Source organism: Rhodoferax antarcticus ANT.BR (assembly GCF_001938565.1).
In the GTDB taxonomy this organism is placed as follows: domain Bacteria; phylum Pseudomonadota; class Gammaproteobacteria; order Burkholderiales; family Burkholderiaceae_C; genus Rhodoferax; species Rhodoferax antarcticus.
Genome location: NZ_MSYM01000001.1, coordinates 16,810 through 34,340, shown reverse-complemented (window position 1 = coordinate 34,340; position 17,531 = coordinate 16,810). Strand labels below are relative to the sequence as shown.

The following is a 17,531-nucleotide window of genomic DNA, read 5'->3' as shown; positions in this document are numbered from 1 at the left end:
CGTTTTTGGACTGCTGCCCTCACCCTGTTTCACCCCCTAAACTAGCAGGCATGGCAACCTCCAACCTCTCAAGTTTCATCTGGTCGGTCGCCGACCTCCTGCGCGGCGATTACAAGCAATCCGAATACGGCAAAGTCATCCTCCCGTTCACCGTGCTGCGCCGCCTGGACTGCGTGCTGGAATCCACCAAGGCCGCCGTGTTGGCCGAGAAAACCACCCGCGAAGCGGCGGGCCTGAACCCCGAGCCGTTTCTGCTGCGCAAAGCCGGTCAGTTGTTCTACAACACTTCGCCGCTGGACCTCAAAAAGCTCATGGGCGACCAGGACCATATTGGCGAAAACCTGCGGGCCTACCTGCAAGCCTTTTCGCCCGCCGTGCGCGACATCTTCGAGAGTTTCGAGTTTCACGTCCAAATCGACAAGCTGGCCAAATCCGGCCTGCTGTACATGGTCACAGAAAAGTTCGCCAACATCGACCTGCACCCCGATGTGGTCAGCAACAATGAGATGGGCGCGGTGTTTGAGGAGCTGATCCGCAAGTTTGCCGAGCTGTCCAACGAGACCGCTGGTGAACACTTCACCCCGCGTGAGGTCATCCGCCTGATGGTCAACCTGCTGTTCATTGAAGACGATGCCGCCCTCACCAAGCCTGGCGTGGTGCGCAGCCTGTACGACCCCACAGCGGGCACCGGCGGCATGCTGAGCGTGGCAGGCGAACACCTAGCCAGCCTGAACCCCGATGCCCGGCTGGTGATGTATGGCCAGGAGCTCAACCCCGAGTCCTATGCCATCTGCAAGGCCGACATGTTGATCAAGGGCCAGGACATTGCCAACATCATTTTTGGCAACACCCTCTCAAACGATGGTCTGAACGGCAAAGTGTTTGACTACAGCCTGTCCAATCCGCCGTTTGGCGTGGAGTGGAAGAAGATTGAGGCGCTGATCCGCAAGGAGTTTGAAACCCAGGGTTTTGACGGCCGCTTTGGCCCCGGCCTGCCGCGCGTGAGCGACGGCTCGCTGCTGTTTCTGCTGCACCTCATCAGCAAGATGCGCCCCTCAAGAGATGGCGGCAGCCGCTTTGGCATCGTGCTCAACGGCTCGCCCCTGTTCACCGGCGGCGCTGGCAGTGGCGAGAGCGAGATTCGCCGCTACGTGCTGGAAAACGATTTGGTCGAAGCCATCATCGGCCTGCCGACCGACATGTTCTACAACACCGGCATCAGCACCTATGTGTGGATCGTCAGCAACCGCAAGCCCGCAACCCGCAAAGGCAAGCTGCAACTGATTGATGCCAGCAGCTTCTGGCAGAAGATGCGCAAGAGCCTGGGGTCAAAGCGCAAAGAACTCAGCCCGACCCACATCGACGACATCACGCGCCTGTTTGGCAACTTTGAAGAGTCCACCCAAGGCGGCGTGCCCATCAGCCGCATTTTCAAGAATGAAGCTTTTGGCTACCGCACCATCACGGTCGAGCGCCCTGAGCGCGATGCCGGGGGTAAGGTGGTGCTGGGCCTCAAGGGCAAAGGCAAAGGCAAGCCCATGCCAGACTCCAGCCTGCGCGACACCGAAAACGTGCCACTCGGTGAAGACGTGGAGGCCTACTTCAAACGCGAAGTGCTGCCCCACGCGCCCGATGCCTGGATCGACCATGACAAAACCAAGGTGGGCTACGAGATTCCCTTCAATCGCCACTTTTACGTCTTCAAGCCACCGCGCCCGCTGGCCGAGATCGATGCCGAGCTGAAAGGCGTGACCGACCGCATCCTGACCATGATCGGCGGGCTGACCGCATGAGCTTGCCGCGTTACCCGAATTACAAGGACAGCGGCGTGGAGTGGCTGGGAGAGGTGCCGGGGCATTGGGGCGTAGCGCCGTTCAAGACACAGGTTGATCGCAATGATGGCGGCGTCTGGGGCGATGATCCTGATGGCATAAACGACACATTTGTCCTTCGCTCCACGGAACAAACCGTAGATGGACGTTGGCGAATGGATGATCCTGCACCCAGAAAACTTACTGAGTCGGACGTCAAGTCGGCTTTGCTAATTGAAGGCGATCTCCTGTTGACAAAGTCCAGCGGTAGCTCACTTCACATCGGCAAGACGACTCTGGTCTCGAAGGAGATCGAAGCCATGCGCTGCTGTTACTCAAACTTTATGCAGCGCATCCGCACCAAGACTTCGTTCCTGCCAGCGTTGGCTTGGTACGTATTGAACAATGACTTGGCACGACTTCAATTCGATTTACTTTCCAATTCAACCACCGGATTAGCCAACCTAAACGGCACGATGGTTGGTCAAATCGTGATCCCGGTTCCACCCGTTGAAGAGCAAACCCAAATCGCCGCCTTCCTCGACCGCGAAACCGCCAAGATTGACGAACTGGTGGCCGAGCAGCGGCGGCTGATGGCGCTGCTGAAAGAAAAGCGCCAGGCCGTCATCTCCCACGCCGTCACCCGGGGCCTGAACCCCGACGCGCCCATGAAGCCGTCCGGCATCGAATGGCTGGGGGATGTGCCTGAGCACTGGGCGGTTTGCGCCATCCGCCGCGTAATTTCAGCTATTGAACAGGGCTGGAGTCCAGAATGTCATTCACGCCCTGCGGACGACGATGAATGGGGCGTATTGAAAGCGGGTTGCGTCAATCGCGGGATATACGATCAGCAAGAGAACAAAGCTCTTCCAGCAGAACTTGGCGCAGCGCGAGAGTACGAGGTTTGCGTGGGTGACGTGCTGATGTCGCGTGCAAGCGGCTCACCTGAATTGGTTGGCTCAACTGCTTTGGTAACTTCGACAAGGCCAAAGCTGATGCTTTCAGACAAGATATTTCGGTTGTGTTTTGAACATCTGATGGATTCGATTTTCTTCGTTGCAGCACTAAACTCGCGTCCATTGAGAAGTCAGATTGAGCAGGCATTGAGTGGTGGCAATGGACTGGCGAACAATTTGCCGCAGTCAGCATTGCTGGGCTTCTTCCTGTGCGTGCCATCAGTTGTTGAGCAAAGAGCAATTTGCGTATTTTTGGCTGCGGAAACCAACAAGCTCGACACCCTTACCACCGAAGCCCAACGCGCCATCGCCCTACTGCAAGAACGACGCACCGCGCTGATCTCCGCCGCCGTCACCGGCCAGATTGACGTGCGGGGCGCAGTGGCGGCTTGAGTCCAGGCACTATCAAAATGGCAGCTGTTCGCGCAGGTTCCACGCGGTCCGGAGGCCGATTTACCTCTGTATTGGTAGCCGCAGGGGCGTGGTGGCCGTTTGAGTCCAGTCGCCCGAGTGCTTGATTTGTGTAACCTTTTGACTACAATCACCCCATGTACACCGTCATTGAAACCGATACCTTTCAAAGCTGGGTGGACAGTTTGCGCGATATGCCAACTCGCATTCGTTTGCGGCGTCGGCTGGGTAAGGCGATGCGGGGCAATCTGGGTGATGTCAAAGCTGTGGGTGATGGCGTTTGGGAAATGCGCGAGTTTTTCGGCCCCGGTTGGCGTTTGTACTACGTGCAGCGCGGCGACGTGCTGATTGTCATGTTGGGCGGCGGCGACAAGTCCAGCCAGGGGCGGGACATTGCCGCAGCCAAAGTTCTGGCCAAAGAGATCAATTTATGAGCACCATCAAAACACGGCCATTCGACATGGCCAACTACCTCACCAACGCCGAGGAGGTGACCGAATACCTGCGCCAAGTGCTGGAAGACGGTGACCCGGTAGAACTGGGCGCTGCCTTGGGGGACATTGCCCGCGCACGTGGCATGACCCAGTTGGCACGCGACACCGGTTTGTCGCGCGAAAGCCTGTACAAAAGCCTCTCCGGCGAGCGAGCACCCAACTCAGACACGCTGTTCAAGGTGATACGGGCGCTGGGCTTTCAGCTCACTCTAGCGTCGGCAGCACCTGCGGCACCGGCGCAGTAATGAAGCGCACCATCAACGGCATTGAGGTGGAAATGGGTTCGGGCAATGTGTTTGCCGACCCGGGTCTGCCCGATGCCGACAAACTCAAGATCAAGTCCGGCTTGGTCATCGAGATCACCCGGGCGATTCAGCAGCTCAAACTCACCCAGAAAGCCGCAGCCGAGCGCATGGGAATCCCCCAGCCCAAGGTGTCCGCCATGTTGCGGGGCGACTTCTCAAACCTGTCCGAACGCAAGCTGATGGACTGCCTGAACCGCCTGGGTTATGACATTGAGATCAAGGTGCGGCCAGCTGCCGAACCTTTGGGGCACTTGATGCTGGCGTTTTCGTGAACTCAGTTGCTATTATTTGCGTAGCTACTAACGCATGATAGACAAGGGCTACGGCCCTATTACTTATATAAAAAAGAAAGACTGGCCTGACGGCAGCACCCAAGGGAGAACACAAGCATGAGCCTGCACAAAGAAATCAGCTTCGAGATCGAGATATGCCAGCACCTAAGCCAAACCGGTTGGCTCTATGCGGATGGCGACGCCGCAGGCTATGACCGCCCACGCGCCCTGTTCCCCGCCGACGTGCTGGCCTGGGTGCAGGCCACGCAGCCCAAAGCCTGGGAGACGATTGCCAAGAACCACGGCGCCAAGGCGGCTGAGACCCTGCTGGCCCGGCTGCGCGACCAGATCGACCAGCGCGGTACATTGGATGTATTGCGCCACGGCATTGAGTTGCTGGGCCTCAAAACCCCGTTGAAGCTGGCCGAGTTCAAACCTGCCCTGGCTATCAACCCAGACATATTGGCCCGCTATGCCGCCAACCGCCTGCGCGTGGTGCGCCAGGTGCGCTACTCACTGCACAGTGAGAACAGCATCGACCTGGTGCTGTTTCTCAACGGCCTGCCGGTGGCCACGGTGGAGCTCAAAACCGACTTCACCCAGAGCATTGGTGATGCCATTGACCAATACCGCTTTGATCGTAACCCGCGCCTCAAGGGCCAGCCCGCCGAGCCGCTGCTGAGTTTTCCGCACGGGGCGCTGGTGCATTTTGCGGTGAGCAACAAAGAAGTGGCGATGGTCACCCGGCTGGATGGCCCCGCCACCGTGTTTCTGCCGTTCAACCTGGGTGACGATGGCGCTGCCGGTAACCCGGTGAATGCCGCTGGCGGCCACCGCACCGCCTACCTGTGGCAGCAGGTGTGGGCGCGTGAAAGCTGGCTGGAGATTTTGGGCCGCTACCTGATCGCCCCGCGCGACGAGAAAAAGCAGATCGAGCGCATCATCTTTCCGCGCTACCACCAGCTGGACGTGACGCGCAAGCTGCAAACCGCCGTGCTACTGGACGGCTCCGGAAACAAGTACTTGATTCAGCACTCGGCAGGCTCGGGCAAAACCAACTCCATTGCCTGGACGGCGCACTTTCTGGCCGAACTGCACGACGCCGATAACCGCAAGGTGTTTGACACCGTGCTGGTGGTGAGTGACCGCAACGTGATTGACTCGCAGTTGCAAGAGGCGTTGTTCGACTTTCAGCGCACAACCGGCGTGGTGGCGACCATCAAGAACACGGAGGGCAGCAAGAGCGCCGCATTGGCCGAAGCGTTGTCAGGCACTAAAAAGATAGTGGTCTGCACCATCCAGACCTTCCCGTTCGCGCTGGAGGCCGTGCGCGAGCTGGCCGCCACCCAGGGCAAACGCTTTGCTGTGATTGCCGACGAAGCGCACAGCTCGCAAACCGGCGAGGCCGCCGCCAAGCTCAAGGCCGTTCTGAGTGCCGATGAGCTGAAGGACCTGAACGACGGCGGCGAAGTCAGCATGGACGATGTGCTGGCGGCCCAGATGGCCACCCGCGCCGAAGACGGCGGCATCACCTTCGTGGCCTTCACCGCCACGCCCAAGAACAAGACCCTGGAGCTGTTTGGCACCCGGCCAGACCCGACGCAGCCAGCCGGGCCGGGCAACCTGCCCCGACCGTTTCACGTCTATTCGATGCGCCAAGCCATTGAAGAAAAGTTCATTTTGGACGTGTTGCAAAACTACACGCCCTACAGCCTGGCGTTCAAGCTGGCACACCATGGCGCGGAGGGTGTCCAGGAGGTGACCGAGGTCGAGGTGGAGCGCAATGCTGCAATGAAGCGCATCATGGGCTGGGTGCGGCTGCACCCGTACAACATTGCGCAAAAGGTGCAGGTGGTGGTGGAGCACTTTCGCGAATTTGTGTCGCCGCTGCTGCACGGCAAAGCCAAGGCCATGGTCGTAGTCGGCAGCCGGGTCGAGGCGGTGCGCTGGCAGACAGCCATTGAGAAATACATCAAGACCAACGGCTACACCATTGGCACGCTGGTGGCATTTTCTGGCGAGGTCAACGACCCGGAATCCGGCCCGGATGGCTTCACCGAAAACAGCCCCGCACTGAACCCCAAGCTCAAGGGCCGCGACATCCGTGAAGCATTCAAGGGCGATGAGTATCAAATTCTGCTGGTGGCCAACAAGTTTCAGACCGGGTTTGACCAACCGCTCCTGTGTGGCATGTACGTCGACAAACGCCTCGCAGGCATCCAGGCGGTGCAGACCCTGAGCCGCCTGAACCGCGCTTACCCAGGCAAAGACACGACGTATGTCCTGGACTTTGTCAACGACCCCGAAGAAGTGCTGGCCTCATTCAAGACCTACCACGCCACGGCCGAACTCTCAAGCACGACCGACCCGAATCTGGTGTTCAACCTGCGCGCCAAGCTGGACGCGGCGGGCCACTATGACGACTTTGAGGTGGACCGGGTGGTGGCGGTTGAAATGAACCCGAACGCCAAGCAGAGTGAGCTGGTCGCCGCCCTGGAGCCGGTGCAAGACCGCATCATGCGGCGCTACAAGGCGGCTCTGAGCCGTCATCGCGAGGCCGCCACGTCCCGTCATCGCGAGGCCGCAGGCCGTGGCGATCCATCTGCTGACCTCAAAGCCGCGCAGGACGAATTGGATGCGCTGGTGCTGTTCAAGGGCGACATGGGGGCTTTTCTTCGGCTGTACACCTTTTTGTCGCAAATCTTCGACTACGGCAACACCGCCATCGAGAAGCGGGCCATTTTCTACAAGCGCTTGCTGCCACTGCTGGAGTTTGGCCGCGAGCGTGAGGGCATTGACCTGTCCAAACTGGTGCTGATCCGCCACCACCTGACCGACAAAGGCGAGCGCACCTTGCCACTGGGTACAGGTGACACCCCCAAGCTGGCACCCATTACCGAAGCGGGTAGCGGCATGGTGCAAGAGCAGCAAAAGGTCTACATGGCCGAGCTCATCGAAAAGCTGAACGACCTGTTCGGCAGCGACACCACCGAGCAGGACCAACTGAGCTATGTGAACGGCACCATCTTTGGCAAGGTGATGGAGTCAACCACCTTGAAGCAGCAAGCCGCCAACAACACCAAAGAGCAGTTTGCCAGCTCGCCTGACCTGACCCAGGAGCTCAAGAATGCGGTGATGGATTCGTATGACGCGCACACCAGCATGAGCACCCAGGCGTTAAATTCACCGATCGTGCTGCGCGGGATATTGGATGTCTTGCTGAATCACTCGGATTTGTATGAGGCACTGCGGGTGCGGGGCGCGTCTGGTTCAGGTCCGAGTGCGTTGTAGCCATGGCGCACACGAAGTTCAATGGGGTTCTGCGCAAATACAAATACCCACCTGATTTGCAGGATGCGGCGGTGGTGTTGCTTCAGGCTTAGGCGTTGGCGGCGAGTTGGGGGCGTGGTAAGTCCAACTATCTCAATTCCACTTTTGAACAAAATTGACTTGTTCTGGATGCGACCGCCTCACCCGCGATTAACCTACCAATGTTGCTGATGTGCGTCTGAATCGTCTGAACAATGTGCAGCAAACTCGTCCATTGCGTCGAGGATTTCTAGTGCCTTTTCGCTAAAACGCCATTCGCCCTGATGAAGGCAGAGAGGGATTTCTTGGCCCGAGCTAACTGCCAACCACCGTGCCAACTGCTGGGCTTCAGTGAAGTCCGAGAACCAGTGACGAAAACGCGTGGAACTAGGGCGCACGATTCCGTCCCATCGTTGGTGTGGACTATTCGCAATGCAGCGATCAAACTCTTCGAGGTCCTTGTCATCGCCGTGCTCGAAAGCACTATCCGCTCTGCTCTGATCTCCAGTTTCAGTGTTTTCAAGCGTCAATCCGTTGGCGGCTTGACGATCACGGGATTCGACAGGCAATCGCGCGGCACTTGCTTTTTGGAAATAATCGTCGAATCGCTCTGGAAGGGAGGTTATCAATTTGGCGCAGTCTAGAATCGCCAGTTCCCTTATCCGCCCTTTTTGATCACCCTGTTTACACACACTAAGTAGCATTGCGGTTTCGGGATGCCTCGCAGACATGGCCAAGTCAATCGCTGTCTCACCCGCAGAATTCAGTAAATCAATTCCTGCGCCACGGGTAAGAAGTAGGCAGCACGTTTCTATATTGCCCCTCTTGGCAACATCCATTAACGTTGTTAACCCTGAGCTATCAGCCTGATCGATATTTGCCCCAGCATTCAATAAGACGGTGCAGGTTTCAAAGGAGCCTTCGCCGTCATCACTTTGCTCGTAAGTTGCATTCAAAAGTGGAAACGAGCCTACAAATTTATCTATTTGATTGGTATCAGCTCCGCCACTGATGAGTAAGGCGCAAATTTTTGCGTAACCCCTCCACGCAGCCTGTGTCAATGCCAGACATCCATCGTGTGCATATCGGTTGGGGTCTGCACCTTTTGCGATCAACAATTCGCATACTGATTCGTGACCTTGATGCGCAGCCGTTATAAGCGGTGTTCCACTGTTGACATCGGCACCATGTTCAATGAGAAGCCTGCAAATATCTACGTCCCCCACATAGACCGCGTAGTCTAGGACCGTACCAGCGCTGCCAGTGATACACGCATTGACATTGACACCTTGGCTTAACGCAAGACGCACATCCTCAATTGACGATTTTCTGCACGCTTCATGCAGCATGGCTAGCACGTCATCTTCACACATTAGTTCTCCGAACCTTTCGAAAGCGTTAACCACTTAAATCGGTGTCTGCAAAAAACAACTTCAGATCGCTGCAATGCATCATTATTTTTGAAGACGCAGGGATGCGGCAATAAGCGACTTATCGTTGTAGACCAACTTCTCCCGAGTCTTCATAACCGCCAAAGCCCCCCGCAGCGCCTCATACTGCTCCCGCTTGCCCTGCCCATGACTGGCCAGCCAGCTCGACCCGACACCGGCAATCAGCCCCAACCACCAGGTCTGTGTCGCCACCATCGCCAGCTTGCCGACAGCGCTAGAGCCACCCGCCTTGGCTGAACGCGAGCCGAAGGCCGCACCTTTTTCCCGCAGCGTCGTGTCGCCTTTGTTCATAAACACCGACAGGGCAATGACAGCCAGCCCCAACGATGATGGCACCAGGTTACTCGCATCAAAAGCCCCGCCCGCCTGTGAAGCGGCTTCCACCTTGGCCTGCAACACCGTTTCACTGATACCGCTGTTATGCACATCCTGCGCCAGCCCCATCGCCAGCAGCTGGGCATGTACCTCGGTGGTGGTGGTCACGTCGATGTCGGGGTAGCGATTCAATGCTTCCTGGACGTACTGCGCCGACTCGGTAGCTTTAGCCTGCAGCAACTCGCTTATTTCACCTTGGGCGTCTCTAATTTGAATGTCCCATCCTGGCTGAGTAGCAGAAGAAGCCATGCTTGCAGTGAACCCGTCAGGCAGGCCGCCACTGTTGAGGTGGTCCACCAGTTCCAACTCGAACAGCTTGCCCTTGACCCCGGACACCAGGCCCACCAGCCCGTCGCTCGACATGCGTTCGACCGCATCCGAAAACGACTCGTTTTGGGCCAACCCTGGGTAGGCCAGGACAAAGGCTTGTTGAACTTCAGCGGGCACGCTGCCCGGGTCGCGCAGCACCTGTGCCAGGGTCACCCCTCCCACCACCAACAGGTCCAGTAACTCGTCCTTGCGCCTGCGCTTCTGAGCTGATTTAACAGCCGCCAGGCGGCTTTCCGAGCGCTTTAGCTCCACCTGCCCCAGTTCGCGTAATTGCACCCGCATGGCCTCGATACGGGTGCCAGACAGGGCCGCTGCATCCACCGCATTCGAGGCCATTTCTGCAGCGCCACGAACCACGCCGCCGACCGCACCACCCAAGGCTGGAGCCGACCTTTCGGTGATTCGCCCAGCGAGTGTGCTGGCCTTGCCCACGACGTTGACCGTATCAGCCGCCAGTCCGGCGGTATGGGTCAGCGCCTTGGCAGCAATCCAACCCAGGCCGCCCGCAGCCCTGCGCCAACCGTTCACCGGGCCGGTGCCCACGATGGCATTGCGCACTGCGTCACCGGCGCGGCTGGCGTTGCCGTGCAAGGCCATGCTGGCACGTTTTCCGGCAACCGACAGGCCATCGCCGGCCTTGTCCAGGCCGGAGCCGACCACGCGGGTGAAGGCTTGAGCACCGTCAGCGACGCGGCCATCGTTGCGGGCGACAAAGCTGGTGACTTGATAGATGCCGTTGGCCGCGGATTCAGCGCCGCGTTTGAGTGTGTTGGTGGCATTGCTGCCCTGCTTTGCTGTTTGATCAGCCATTGCTCAGCTCCTCCCATTCGATCGTCTATGGTACAGCCGGTGTAAGGTGGTCAATCGGTAAGTGGGCGAATTTTTAGAATTTTTTTGGTCTAGAAAAATTTATGAATCGTCCAGATAAAAGGCCCACCGCATCCGGATTATCTTTTGCAGAGGCGATTGTTTTTTCGTCTGTGGGCACCTCAGGCTTTTTCGGTGAAACCATTTAGACACGGCTGCGTGGCACCAATATAGGGGTATCTGACAAAGACCGGGTATGACCCTTATTGAATTGCTTCTGGCCCGGGAGGGGACCCTAACGTCACGCGTAGAGGCCAGCGGTCACGATCAAATAAAAATGACTTGATCAACCACGCGCGCCAGGCGACCAGGGAGCGCCACCGCTGCCAGGCACAGCGCCATGCACACACACACACACCAACGTGCACAGCCCATGCCCCCAAGCGAGGCCAGCGTGACGTTGATTGATACGATGCTGCCCATGTGCAGTCACTATCAAGGCATCAAGGAGCGTGAACGCTACCGCCGACACTTCGGCGTGGAGCCGCCTGCCGATCTGGGTAAGCACGACATGTGGCCGGGGTATGGAGGGACGTTCATGCGCAGCTACCCCCAGGCTGACGTGGGCGATACAGCCGTGCCAGAGCGAGAAGCGCTGCCCGGCCTGTTTGGCTTGATACCACCATGGTCAGCCGACATCCGGGCAACGCGCTACAACTACAACGCCCGAAGCGAGACTGTGGTCAGCAAACACAGCTTTCGCGAAGCCTGGCTGAAGCCGCAACACTGCATCATTCCGGCCGATGCGATCTTCGAGCCCGACTGGCGCAGCGGCAAGGCGATACCGACGCGCATCGCCCGTGCTGATGGCGCACCGATGGGTATCGCCGGACTGTGGTCGTCGTGGAAGCTACCCAATGGCGAACTGCTGTTCAGCTACACGATGCTGACGATCAACGCCGATACGCACCCGCTGATGCGCCTGATGCACAAGCCCACGGATGAGAAGCGCATGGTGGTGATCATGCCGGATGACCGTTATGACGACTGGTTGAAAGCGGACTCGGTTCAGGCGCGACACTTTTTGAAGCACTTTCCGGCCGATCAGTTGACCGCCAGCAGCCCGGAGCCTGCCAGAGGACTGTTTTAGGGGCATCGCAGCACCAGCGGCACGGAGACAGTACTGCCAGCTCCACCAGCGCCATCATGTCGTCTGTCAGGCCCACAAACACGTCGCTGCGCTCCAGGGGCCTGCCAGCCAACATCATGGCTTTCAGCGTGCGTGGCACCGTGGCCTCAGTCAGTTGCAGCAGCGGAGTACCGCTCCTGCAAGGCAGCACGAGGCTTCGCGTGGCTTCGGCCAGCAGCGCGGTCATGCCGGCCACGCCGCCCGCAGAAGGCGCTTCGCGTACAGAGCGGCATGACCAGCATCACCGCTAACGCCAGATCGTTGCACCGTGGCATCAATCAGTTGGCAAGGTGGAGTACCACCCTGCCAAGTCCGTTGGCTACGGCTCGCTTGCGCATCGTGCTGGCACCCCATAGCCAGTAGCGTGACCATGTGCCCCCGTGAGTTGCTTCGCTTTGTCACAGAGGCACATCGTCACTTACGCCAGTTAGTGGAGCCGGTGGCGCCAGTCAGCTGCAAAGGCTGGGTACAGCCATTGCAGAGTTACACCAGAGTCAAAGCATGTGCTTCGCAAGTGTCAGTCAGAGCGCTGTGGCGCTGGGTGTTGGCCTCGGCTCGCTGCGCATCGTGGCTGGCACGCAAGTTCCACCGCCTGGGGTACACCCCCGTTCCAGAAAATGACATAACGCCGCACTGCCTCCAGTGTGCGCCAGTCACTGCGCTAAAGCTCCGTTTGGTGGCACTCACCGCTGGCGCGCCCTGCGGGTGTAGGCAGCAAGCGTTATGTCAAATTCTTCCACTGGAGAGCGGTCGCCCGCCGTCGGCGCTCCCCGGTCACTGCGTGCCCTACGCGCCGCCGTCAGCCGCCCTGGTGGTGTGCTGGCACCTGGGCATCAGCATGGCGCTGCGCGCATCGTTCTGTTTGGTGGCCTGCGACCATGTCTCTGGTGTGTGCCCCGCCCACCCCTGGGCCTTGCCTGCTACGCGGCATCGGCAGCGCGGTCTGCCCGTCCGCCCCCAAGGGGCTCCCTCAGAACCGCGCTAGGGGGCAGGGTCGCGCTGATGGTGTCTGGGACCCTACCTGTTGGCAAACAAGCGGCTTCAACGCGTAGGGTGGCTGCGCCACCCTACGATTTAACCTTGACGGCCGCAATCGTGACCATCTGAAGGCTTTGGCGGCAAGGTGCAAAACAGTGCTCCACAGTCTGTAAATAGTCTGTAAAGCTCAGATAAGAAAAAAGCCCACTACCGTTTTGATAGTGAGCTTTTCAATGTTTATGCTGGTGCCCGGGGCCGGAATCGAACCGGCACTCCTTTCGGAGGGGGATTTTGAGTCCCCTGCGTCTACCAATTTCACCACCCGGGCAACGGGAGAGAGCGCAAATTATGGCACAGTGCGAACTATGAAATACCCCACGATTGAAGATTTGATTGGCAAGACGCCGCTGGTGCGTTTGCAGCGCATTGGCACGCAGCCCGGTGTGGCGCATCGCAATGTGCTGCTGGGCAAACTCGAGGGCAATAACCCCGCGGGCTCGGTGAAGGACCGGGCCGCGGTCTCGATGATTGCGCGTGCGCAGGAGCGCGGCGAGATCAGGCCGGGTGACACGCTGATTGAGGCCACCTCGGGCAACACCGGCATTGCGCTGGCCATGGTGGCGGCGGTCAAGGGCTACCGCATGATTTTGATCATGCCCGAAGACCTGTCGATAGAGCGCGCGCAAACCATGAAGGCGTTTGGTGCCGAGTTGATCCTGACGCCCAAAAGCGGCGGCATGGAGTATTCCCGTGATCTGGCCGATCAGATGGCGCGCGAAGGCAAAGGCCATGTGCTGGACCAGTTTTCCAACCAGGACAACACGCGTGTCCACGTCGAGACTACCGGCCCCGAAATCTGGGCCGGTACCAAAGGCAAGATCACCCACTTTGTCAGCGCTATGGGCACTACCGGCACCATCACTGGGGTGTCGCAGTACCTCAAGAAGAAGAATCCGGCGATCCAGATCATTGGGGTGCAACCGCATGAGGGTTCGCGCATTCCCGGTATTCGCAAGTGGCCGCAGGCGTATCTGCCGAAGATTTACGACCCGACCCACGTGGATGAGTTGGTGTATGTGAGCCAGGAAGATGCCGAGGCGATGTGCCGCAGGCTGGCATGTGAGGAAGGTATTTTTGCCGGCATCTCTGCCGCAGGCGCCTGCTGGGTGGCTCAAGAGCTTGCTAAGGCCGTGCGTGACGCGACAATTGTCTTTATCGTTTGTGATCGGGGTGACCGCTACCTGTCCACCGGCGTTTTTCCGGCGTGATATCGGCCCCACTTGAAAGAATCAACCATGCACATTGACAAAGAAATCGACACCAGCGGCCTGAATTGCCCGCTGCCTATTCTTCATGCCAAAAGGGCCTTGAGCAGCATGGAAAGCGGTCAAACGCTAAAAGTCATTGCCACCGACGCCGGTTCGCTGCGCGACTTCAAGGCCTTTGCCCGCCAGACTGGCAATGAGTTGCTGGATCAGCAGACCGAGGCAGGCAGCATCTACATCCACATGCTACGCCGCCGCTAATGCCATGACTTAATCATCCGTGTCGGTGTTGCCTCGCCTTGTCGTGCGAGAGCACTGCCTTCGGCTTTGCGCTTAGACACGAATGAGTTGAGAACAGAAGAGGACGGCGCCATCAACGCGCCGAGGGGGTCAGCCCAGCCGGGCCAGTTGCACTTTGAGCTTGGCAATGGTTGCCTCGAAATCTGCCAAACGCTTGCGCTCCTGATCGATCACGGCGGCAGGTGCACGCGCTACAAAGGACTCGTTGGCGAGCTTGCTGCTGGCCTTGCCGACTTCACCTTCCAGGCGCGTCAGTTCCTTGCCCAGGCGGGCCTTTTCAGCTGCCACGTCGATTTCCATGAAGAGGCAGATGCGCGCCTCGCCCACCACGGCCACGGGCGCCGCCTGAGCGGCAGCGGCCCACGCAGCCTCGTCGTCAAACACCCGCACTTCGTTGAGCTTGGCCAGCGCTTGCAAAACTGGGGCGGCTTGGGTCATGAAAGTGGCTTTTGCACTGGAGCTGGCCAATACAAACAGCGGCAGTCGGGTGGCTGGTGACACGTTCATCTCGCCGCGCAGGTTGCGGCAGGCGTCCACCAGGGTTTTTAACTTGGCCACATGGGCCATGGCGGCCTCGTCAATGCGCTCGGGCTGGCTGAGGGGGTAGGCGGCGATCGCCACCGATGCACCGGCACGCCCCGCCAGTGGCGCGACCACTTGCCACAGCTCTTCGGTCACAAACGGGATGACTGGGTGCGCCAGACGCAAAATGGTTTCCAGCGTGCGTATCAGCGTGCGGCGCGTCGCGCGTTGGGCGGCTTCCCCTTGCTCGCGGTTTTGCGCGGCGGCACCTTGCTGGATTTGCACCTTGGCAATTTCCAGGTACCAGTCGCAGAACTCGTTCCAGACAAAGTCGTAAATCGTGCTGGCCACGTTGTCCAGGCGGTAGTCGGCAAAGCCTTGGGCCACATCTGCCTCAGCTTTTTGCAGCAGCGAGACGATCCAGCGGTCAGCCTGGCTGAAGTTCAGGTAAGTGGTCGCTTCACTCCCTCTGCCTGCGGGAGAGGGTTGGGTTGAGGGCTGCGGCGCACATTCTGCTGCCGTGTGCGCGTTCAAACCGCAGTCCTGACCCTCGCAGTTCATCAGCACAAAGCGGCTGGCGTTCCAGAGTTTGTTGCAAAAGTTGCGGTAGCCCTCGCAGCGTTTGGCATCGAAGTTGATGCTGCGCCCCAGCGAGGCCAGCGAGGCAAAGGTAAAACGCAGCGCATCGGCACCAAAGGCGGGGATGCCGTTGGGGAATTCTTTTTCGGTGTTTTTGCGCACCTGCGGCGCGGTTTCGGGTTTGCGCAAACCTTCTGCGCGCTTGTCCAATAGTTCTGGCAGGCCAATGCCATCGATCAGGTCGACCGGGTCGAGCACATTACCTTCACTCTTGCTCATCTTGTGGCCCTGGGCATCGCGCACCAGGCCGTGGATGTAGACGTGCTTAAAGGGCACCTGGCCAGTGAAGTGGGTCGTCATCATGATCATCCGCGCGACCCAGAAAAAGATGATGTCATAGCCAGTGACCAACACGCTGCTGGGGAGGTAGAGGTTGATGTCGTCGAGGCCTGTGGTACTGATGTCAGCGCCTGCTTGAGCATTGGTTGCGCTCAAGTCAGCGCCGGTGCCGACCGGGCTCAGATGCGCTGCGCCAGAGACAGCACCCAGTTCGGCACGGACACCTGCCTGATCTGCTGCATGGGTTTGCGTGCTGGTTTCGGGCCAGCCCATGGTGGAAAACGGTACCAGCGCGCTGGAGTACCAGGTGTCGAGCACGTCTTCATCACGCGTCAGTGGCCCGGTGTAACCGGCTTTCTGCGCTTGAGCCCTCGCATCATCTTCATTTCGAGCGACAAAAACCGTACCGTCTTCGGCATACCAAGCAGGAATCTGATGGCCCCACCAGAGTTGGCGGCTGATGCACCAGTCTTGGATGTTGTTCATCCATTGGTTGTAGGTGTTGACCCAGTTCTCTGGCACAAACTTGACGTCGCCAGACTGCACGGCGTCGATGGCTTTCTGGGTGATGGACTTGCCTGTGGGGTCGGAGTCGCTGGTCTTGGTCATGGCCACAAACCATTGGTCGGTGAGCATCGGCTCGATCACCTGCCCGGTGCGGGCACAGCGGGGCACCATCAGCTTGTGCTTCTTGATCTCGACCATCAACTCTGAAGCCTGCAGGTCTTTGACGATCTTTTTTCTTGCCACAAACCGGTCCAGGCCCTCGTAAGCACTGGGTGCATTGCTATTGATTTTGGCATCCAGCGTTAGCACGCAGATCATCGGCAGCTTGTGGCGCTGGCCGACTGCATAGTCGTTCTGGTCGTGCGCTGGGGTGACTTTGACCACGCCGGTGCCAAAGGCTTTGTCGACATAGTCGTCGGCAATGATCGGAATGTTGCGCCAAGCCGCAGGCGTATCGCCCGACAAGGGCAGGGTGACCTGCTTGCCGATCAGGTGCGCGTAGCGCTCGTCTTCGGGGTGCACCATAGCGGCCACGTCGCCCAGCAGGGTCTCGGGGCGGGTAGTGGCTACTACCAAGCCGGGGGCCAGTTCGCCGTTGACCAGTTGCGGGCCATCCGCAAACGGGTAAAGGATGTGCCACAGGCTGCCGTCTTCTTCTTCTGACTCCACTTCCAGATCGCTCACCGCACTCATCAGCACCGGGTCCCAATTGACCAAGCGCTTGCCACGGTAAATCAGGCCTTGTTCATACAGGCGCACAAAGGTTTCGGTCACCGTCTTGGAGAGCTTGTCGTCCATCGTGAAGTACTCGCGGCTCCAGTCCACGCTGTCACCCATGCGGCGCATTTGGGTGGTGATGGTGTTGCCGCTTTTTTCTTTCCATTCCCAGACTTTAGAGACGAAATTTTTGCGTGCCTCGGCAGGCGTGGGGCCCATGTCGTGGCGGCTGATGCCTGCGGCCTGCAACTGGCGCTCTACGACGATTTGCGTGGCAATGCCAGCGTGGTCGGTGCCCGGAATCCAGGCGGTGTTGAATCCCTTCATGCGGTGGTAGCGGGTCAGGCTGTCCATGATGGTCTGGTTGAACGCGTGGCCCATGTGCAGCGTGCCGGTCACGTTGGGCGGTGGCAGCTGGATGCAGAAGTTGTCGCCCCGGGCAGCCGCCTGAGCGTCAGGCTGGCCGGCGCCACGCGCGCCCGCCACGCCATACCCGCGCTTTTCCCACTCCGGCCCCCAGTGGGCTTCCAGGGCGGCGGGCTCAAAAGATTTGGACAGGCTATTCAAGCCAGGTTGCTGGAGGGCGTCGGTCATGGGAATGGATCAATCAATGA

General features: G+C 59.0%; 12 protein-coding genes and 1 tRNA gene. 9 read left to right on the top strand and 4 right to left on the bottom strand.

Translation table 11 applies throughout. From position 1 onward, the window contains the following. Window positions 1-50 precede the first annotated feature (50 nt). The 6 genes from BLL52_RS00135 (at window position 51) to BLL52_RS00110 (ending at window position 7,540) form a co-directional block, all read left to right on the top strand. Complete coding sequence (locus BLL52_RS00135; RefSeq protein ID WP_075584730.1) at window positions 51-1,793, top strand: type I restriction-modification system subunit M; 1,743 nt, start codon at window positions 51-53, stop codon at window positions 1,791-1,793. Beyond that, on the top strand, window positions 1,790-3,160 hold the full coding sequence (locus tag BLL52_RS00130; protein ID WP_075584729.1) for a restriction endonuclease subunit S: 1,371 nt from the start codon (window positions 1,790-1,792) through the stop codon (window positions 3,158-3,160). The genes BLL52_RS00135 and BLL52_RS00130 overlap by 4 nt, the downstream gene beginning before the upstream one ends. Window positions 3,161-3,315: 155 nt before the next feature. Next, entirely contained in the window at window positions 3,316-3,612 is a 297-nt protein-coding gene (locus BLL52_RS00125) for a type II toxin-antitoxin system RelE/ParE family toxin (protein ID WP_075584728.1), read from the top strand. Then, window positions 3,609-3,917, top strand: coding sequence for an addiction module antidote protein (locus tag BLL52_RS00120; protein WP_075584727.1), 309 nt, complete (start codon window positions 3,609-3,611; stop codon window positions 3,915-3,917). The genes BLL52_RS00125 and BLL52_RS00120 overlap by 4 nt, the downstream gene beginning before the upstream one ends. Next, entirely contained in the window at window positions 3,917-4,249 is a 333-nt protein-coding gene (locus BLL52_RS00115) for a helix-turn-helix domain-containing protein (RefSeq protein WP_075584726.1), read from the top strand. Before BLL52_RS00120 ends, BLL52_RS00115 begins: the two co-directional genes overlap by 1 nt. Before the next feature lie 117 nt (window positions 4,250-4,366). Beyond that, window positions 4,367-7,540: a type I restriction endonuclease subunit R gene (locus BLL52_RS00110; RefSeq protein ID WP_075584725.1), complete on the top strand. Its 3,174-nt coding sequence runs from the start codon at window positions 4,367-4,369 to the stop codon at window positions 7,538-7,540. Between the two features lie 194 nt (window positions 7,541-7,734). Here BLL52_RS00110 and BLL52_RS00105 read toward each other — a convergent pair whose 3' ends face one another. Together BLL52_RS00105 and BLL52_RS00100 are read right to left on the bottom strand one after the other, a co-directional pair. After that, window positions 7,735-8,931, bottom strand: a complete 1,197-nt coding sequence (locus tag BLL52_RS00105) for an ankyrin repeat domain-containing protein (protein WP_139313239.1) — start codon at window positions 8,929-8,931, stop codon at window positions 7,735-7,737. 81 nt (window positions 8,932-9,012) lie between these two features. Then, window positions 9,013-10,524, bottom strand: coding sequence for a hypothetical protein (locus tag BLL52_RS00100; RefSeq protein ID WP_241838926.1), 1,512 nt, complete (start codon window positions 10,522-10,524; stop codon window positions 9,013-9,015). A 397-nt stretch (window positions 10,525-10,921) separates the two neighbouring features. Here BLL52_RS00100 and BLL52_RS00095 point away from each other — a divergent pair, with 397 nt between their 5' ends. Then, window positions 10,922-11,671: an SOS response-associated peptidase gene (locus BLL52_RS00095; RefSeq protein WP_338065710.1), complete on the top strand. Its 750-nt coding sequence runs from the start codon at window positions 10,922-10,924 to the stop codon at window positions 11,669-11,671. Between the two features lie 1,260 nt (window positions 11,672-12,931). Here BLL52_RS00095 and BLL52_RS00085 read toward each other — a convergent pair. After that, a tRNA-Leu gene (locus BLL52_RS00085) sits at window positions 12,932-13,016 on the bottom strand. Window positions 13,017-13,053: 37 nt separating this feature from the next. On the opposite strand from BLL52_RS00085, the gene cysM reads away from it, so the two are divergent. After that, complete coding sequence (gene cysM / locus BLL52_RS00080) at window positions 13,054-13,956, top strand: cysteine synthase CysM (protein WP_075584721.1); 903 nt, start codon at window positions 13,054-13,056, stop codon at window positions 13,954-13,956. A gap of 27 nt (window positions 13,957-13,983) precedes the next feature. Next, window positions 13,984-14,214 carry a sulfurtransferase TusA family protein gene (locus BLL52_RS00075; RefSeq protein WP_075584928.1) on the top strand — a complete coding sequence of 77 codons (231 nt, stop codon included), beginning with the start codon at window positions 13,984-13,986 and terminating at the stop codon, window positions 14,212-14,214. Window positions 14,215-14,343: 129 nt separating this feature from the next. Here BLL52_RS00075 and BLL52_RS00070 read toward each other — a convergent pair whose 3' ends face one another. After that, window positions 14,344-17,511 (bottom strand): valine--tRNA ligase, encoded by a 3,168-nt coding sequence (locus BLL52_RS00070; RefSeq protein ID WP_075584720.1) that lies wholly within the window; start codon window positions 17,509-17,511, stop codon window positions 14,344-14,346. Window positions 17,512-17,531 lie beyond the last annotated feature (20 nt).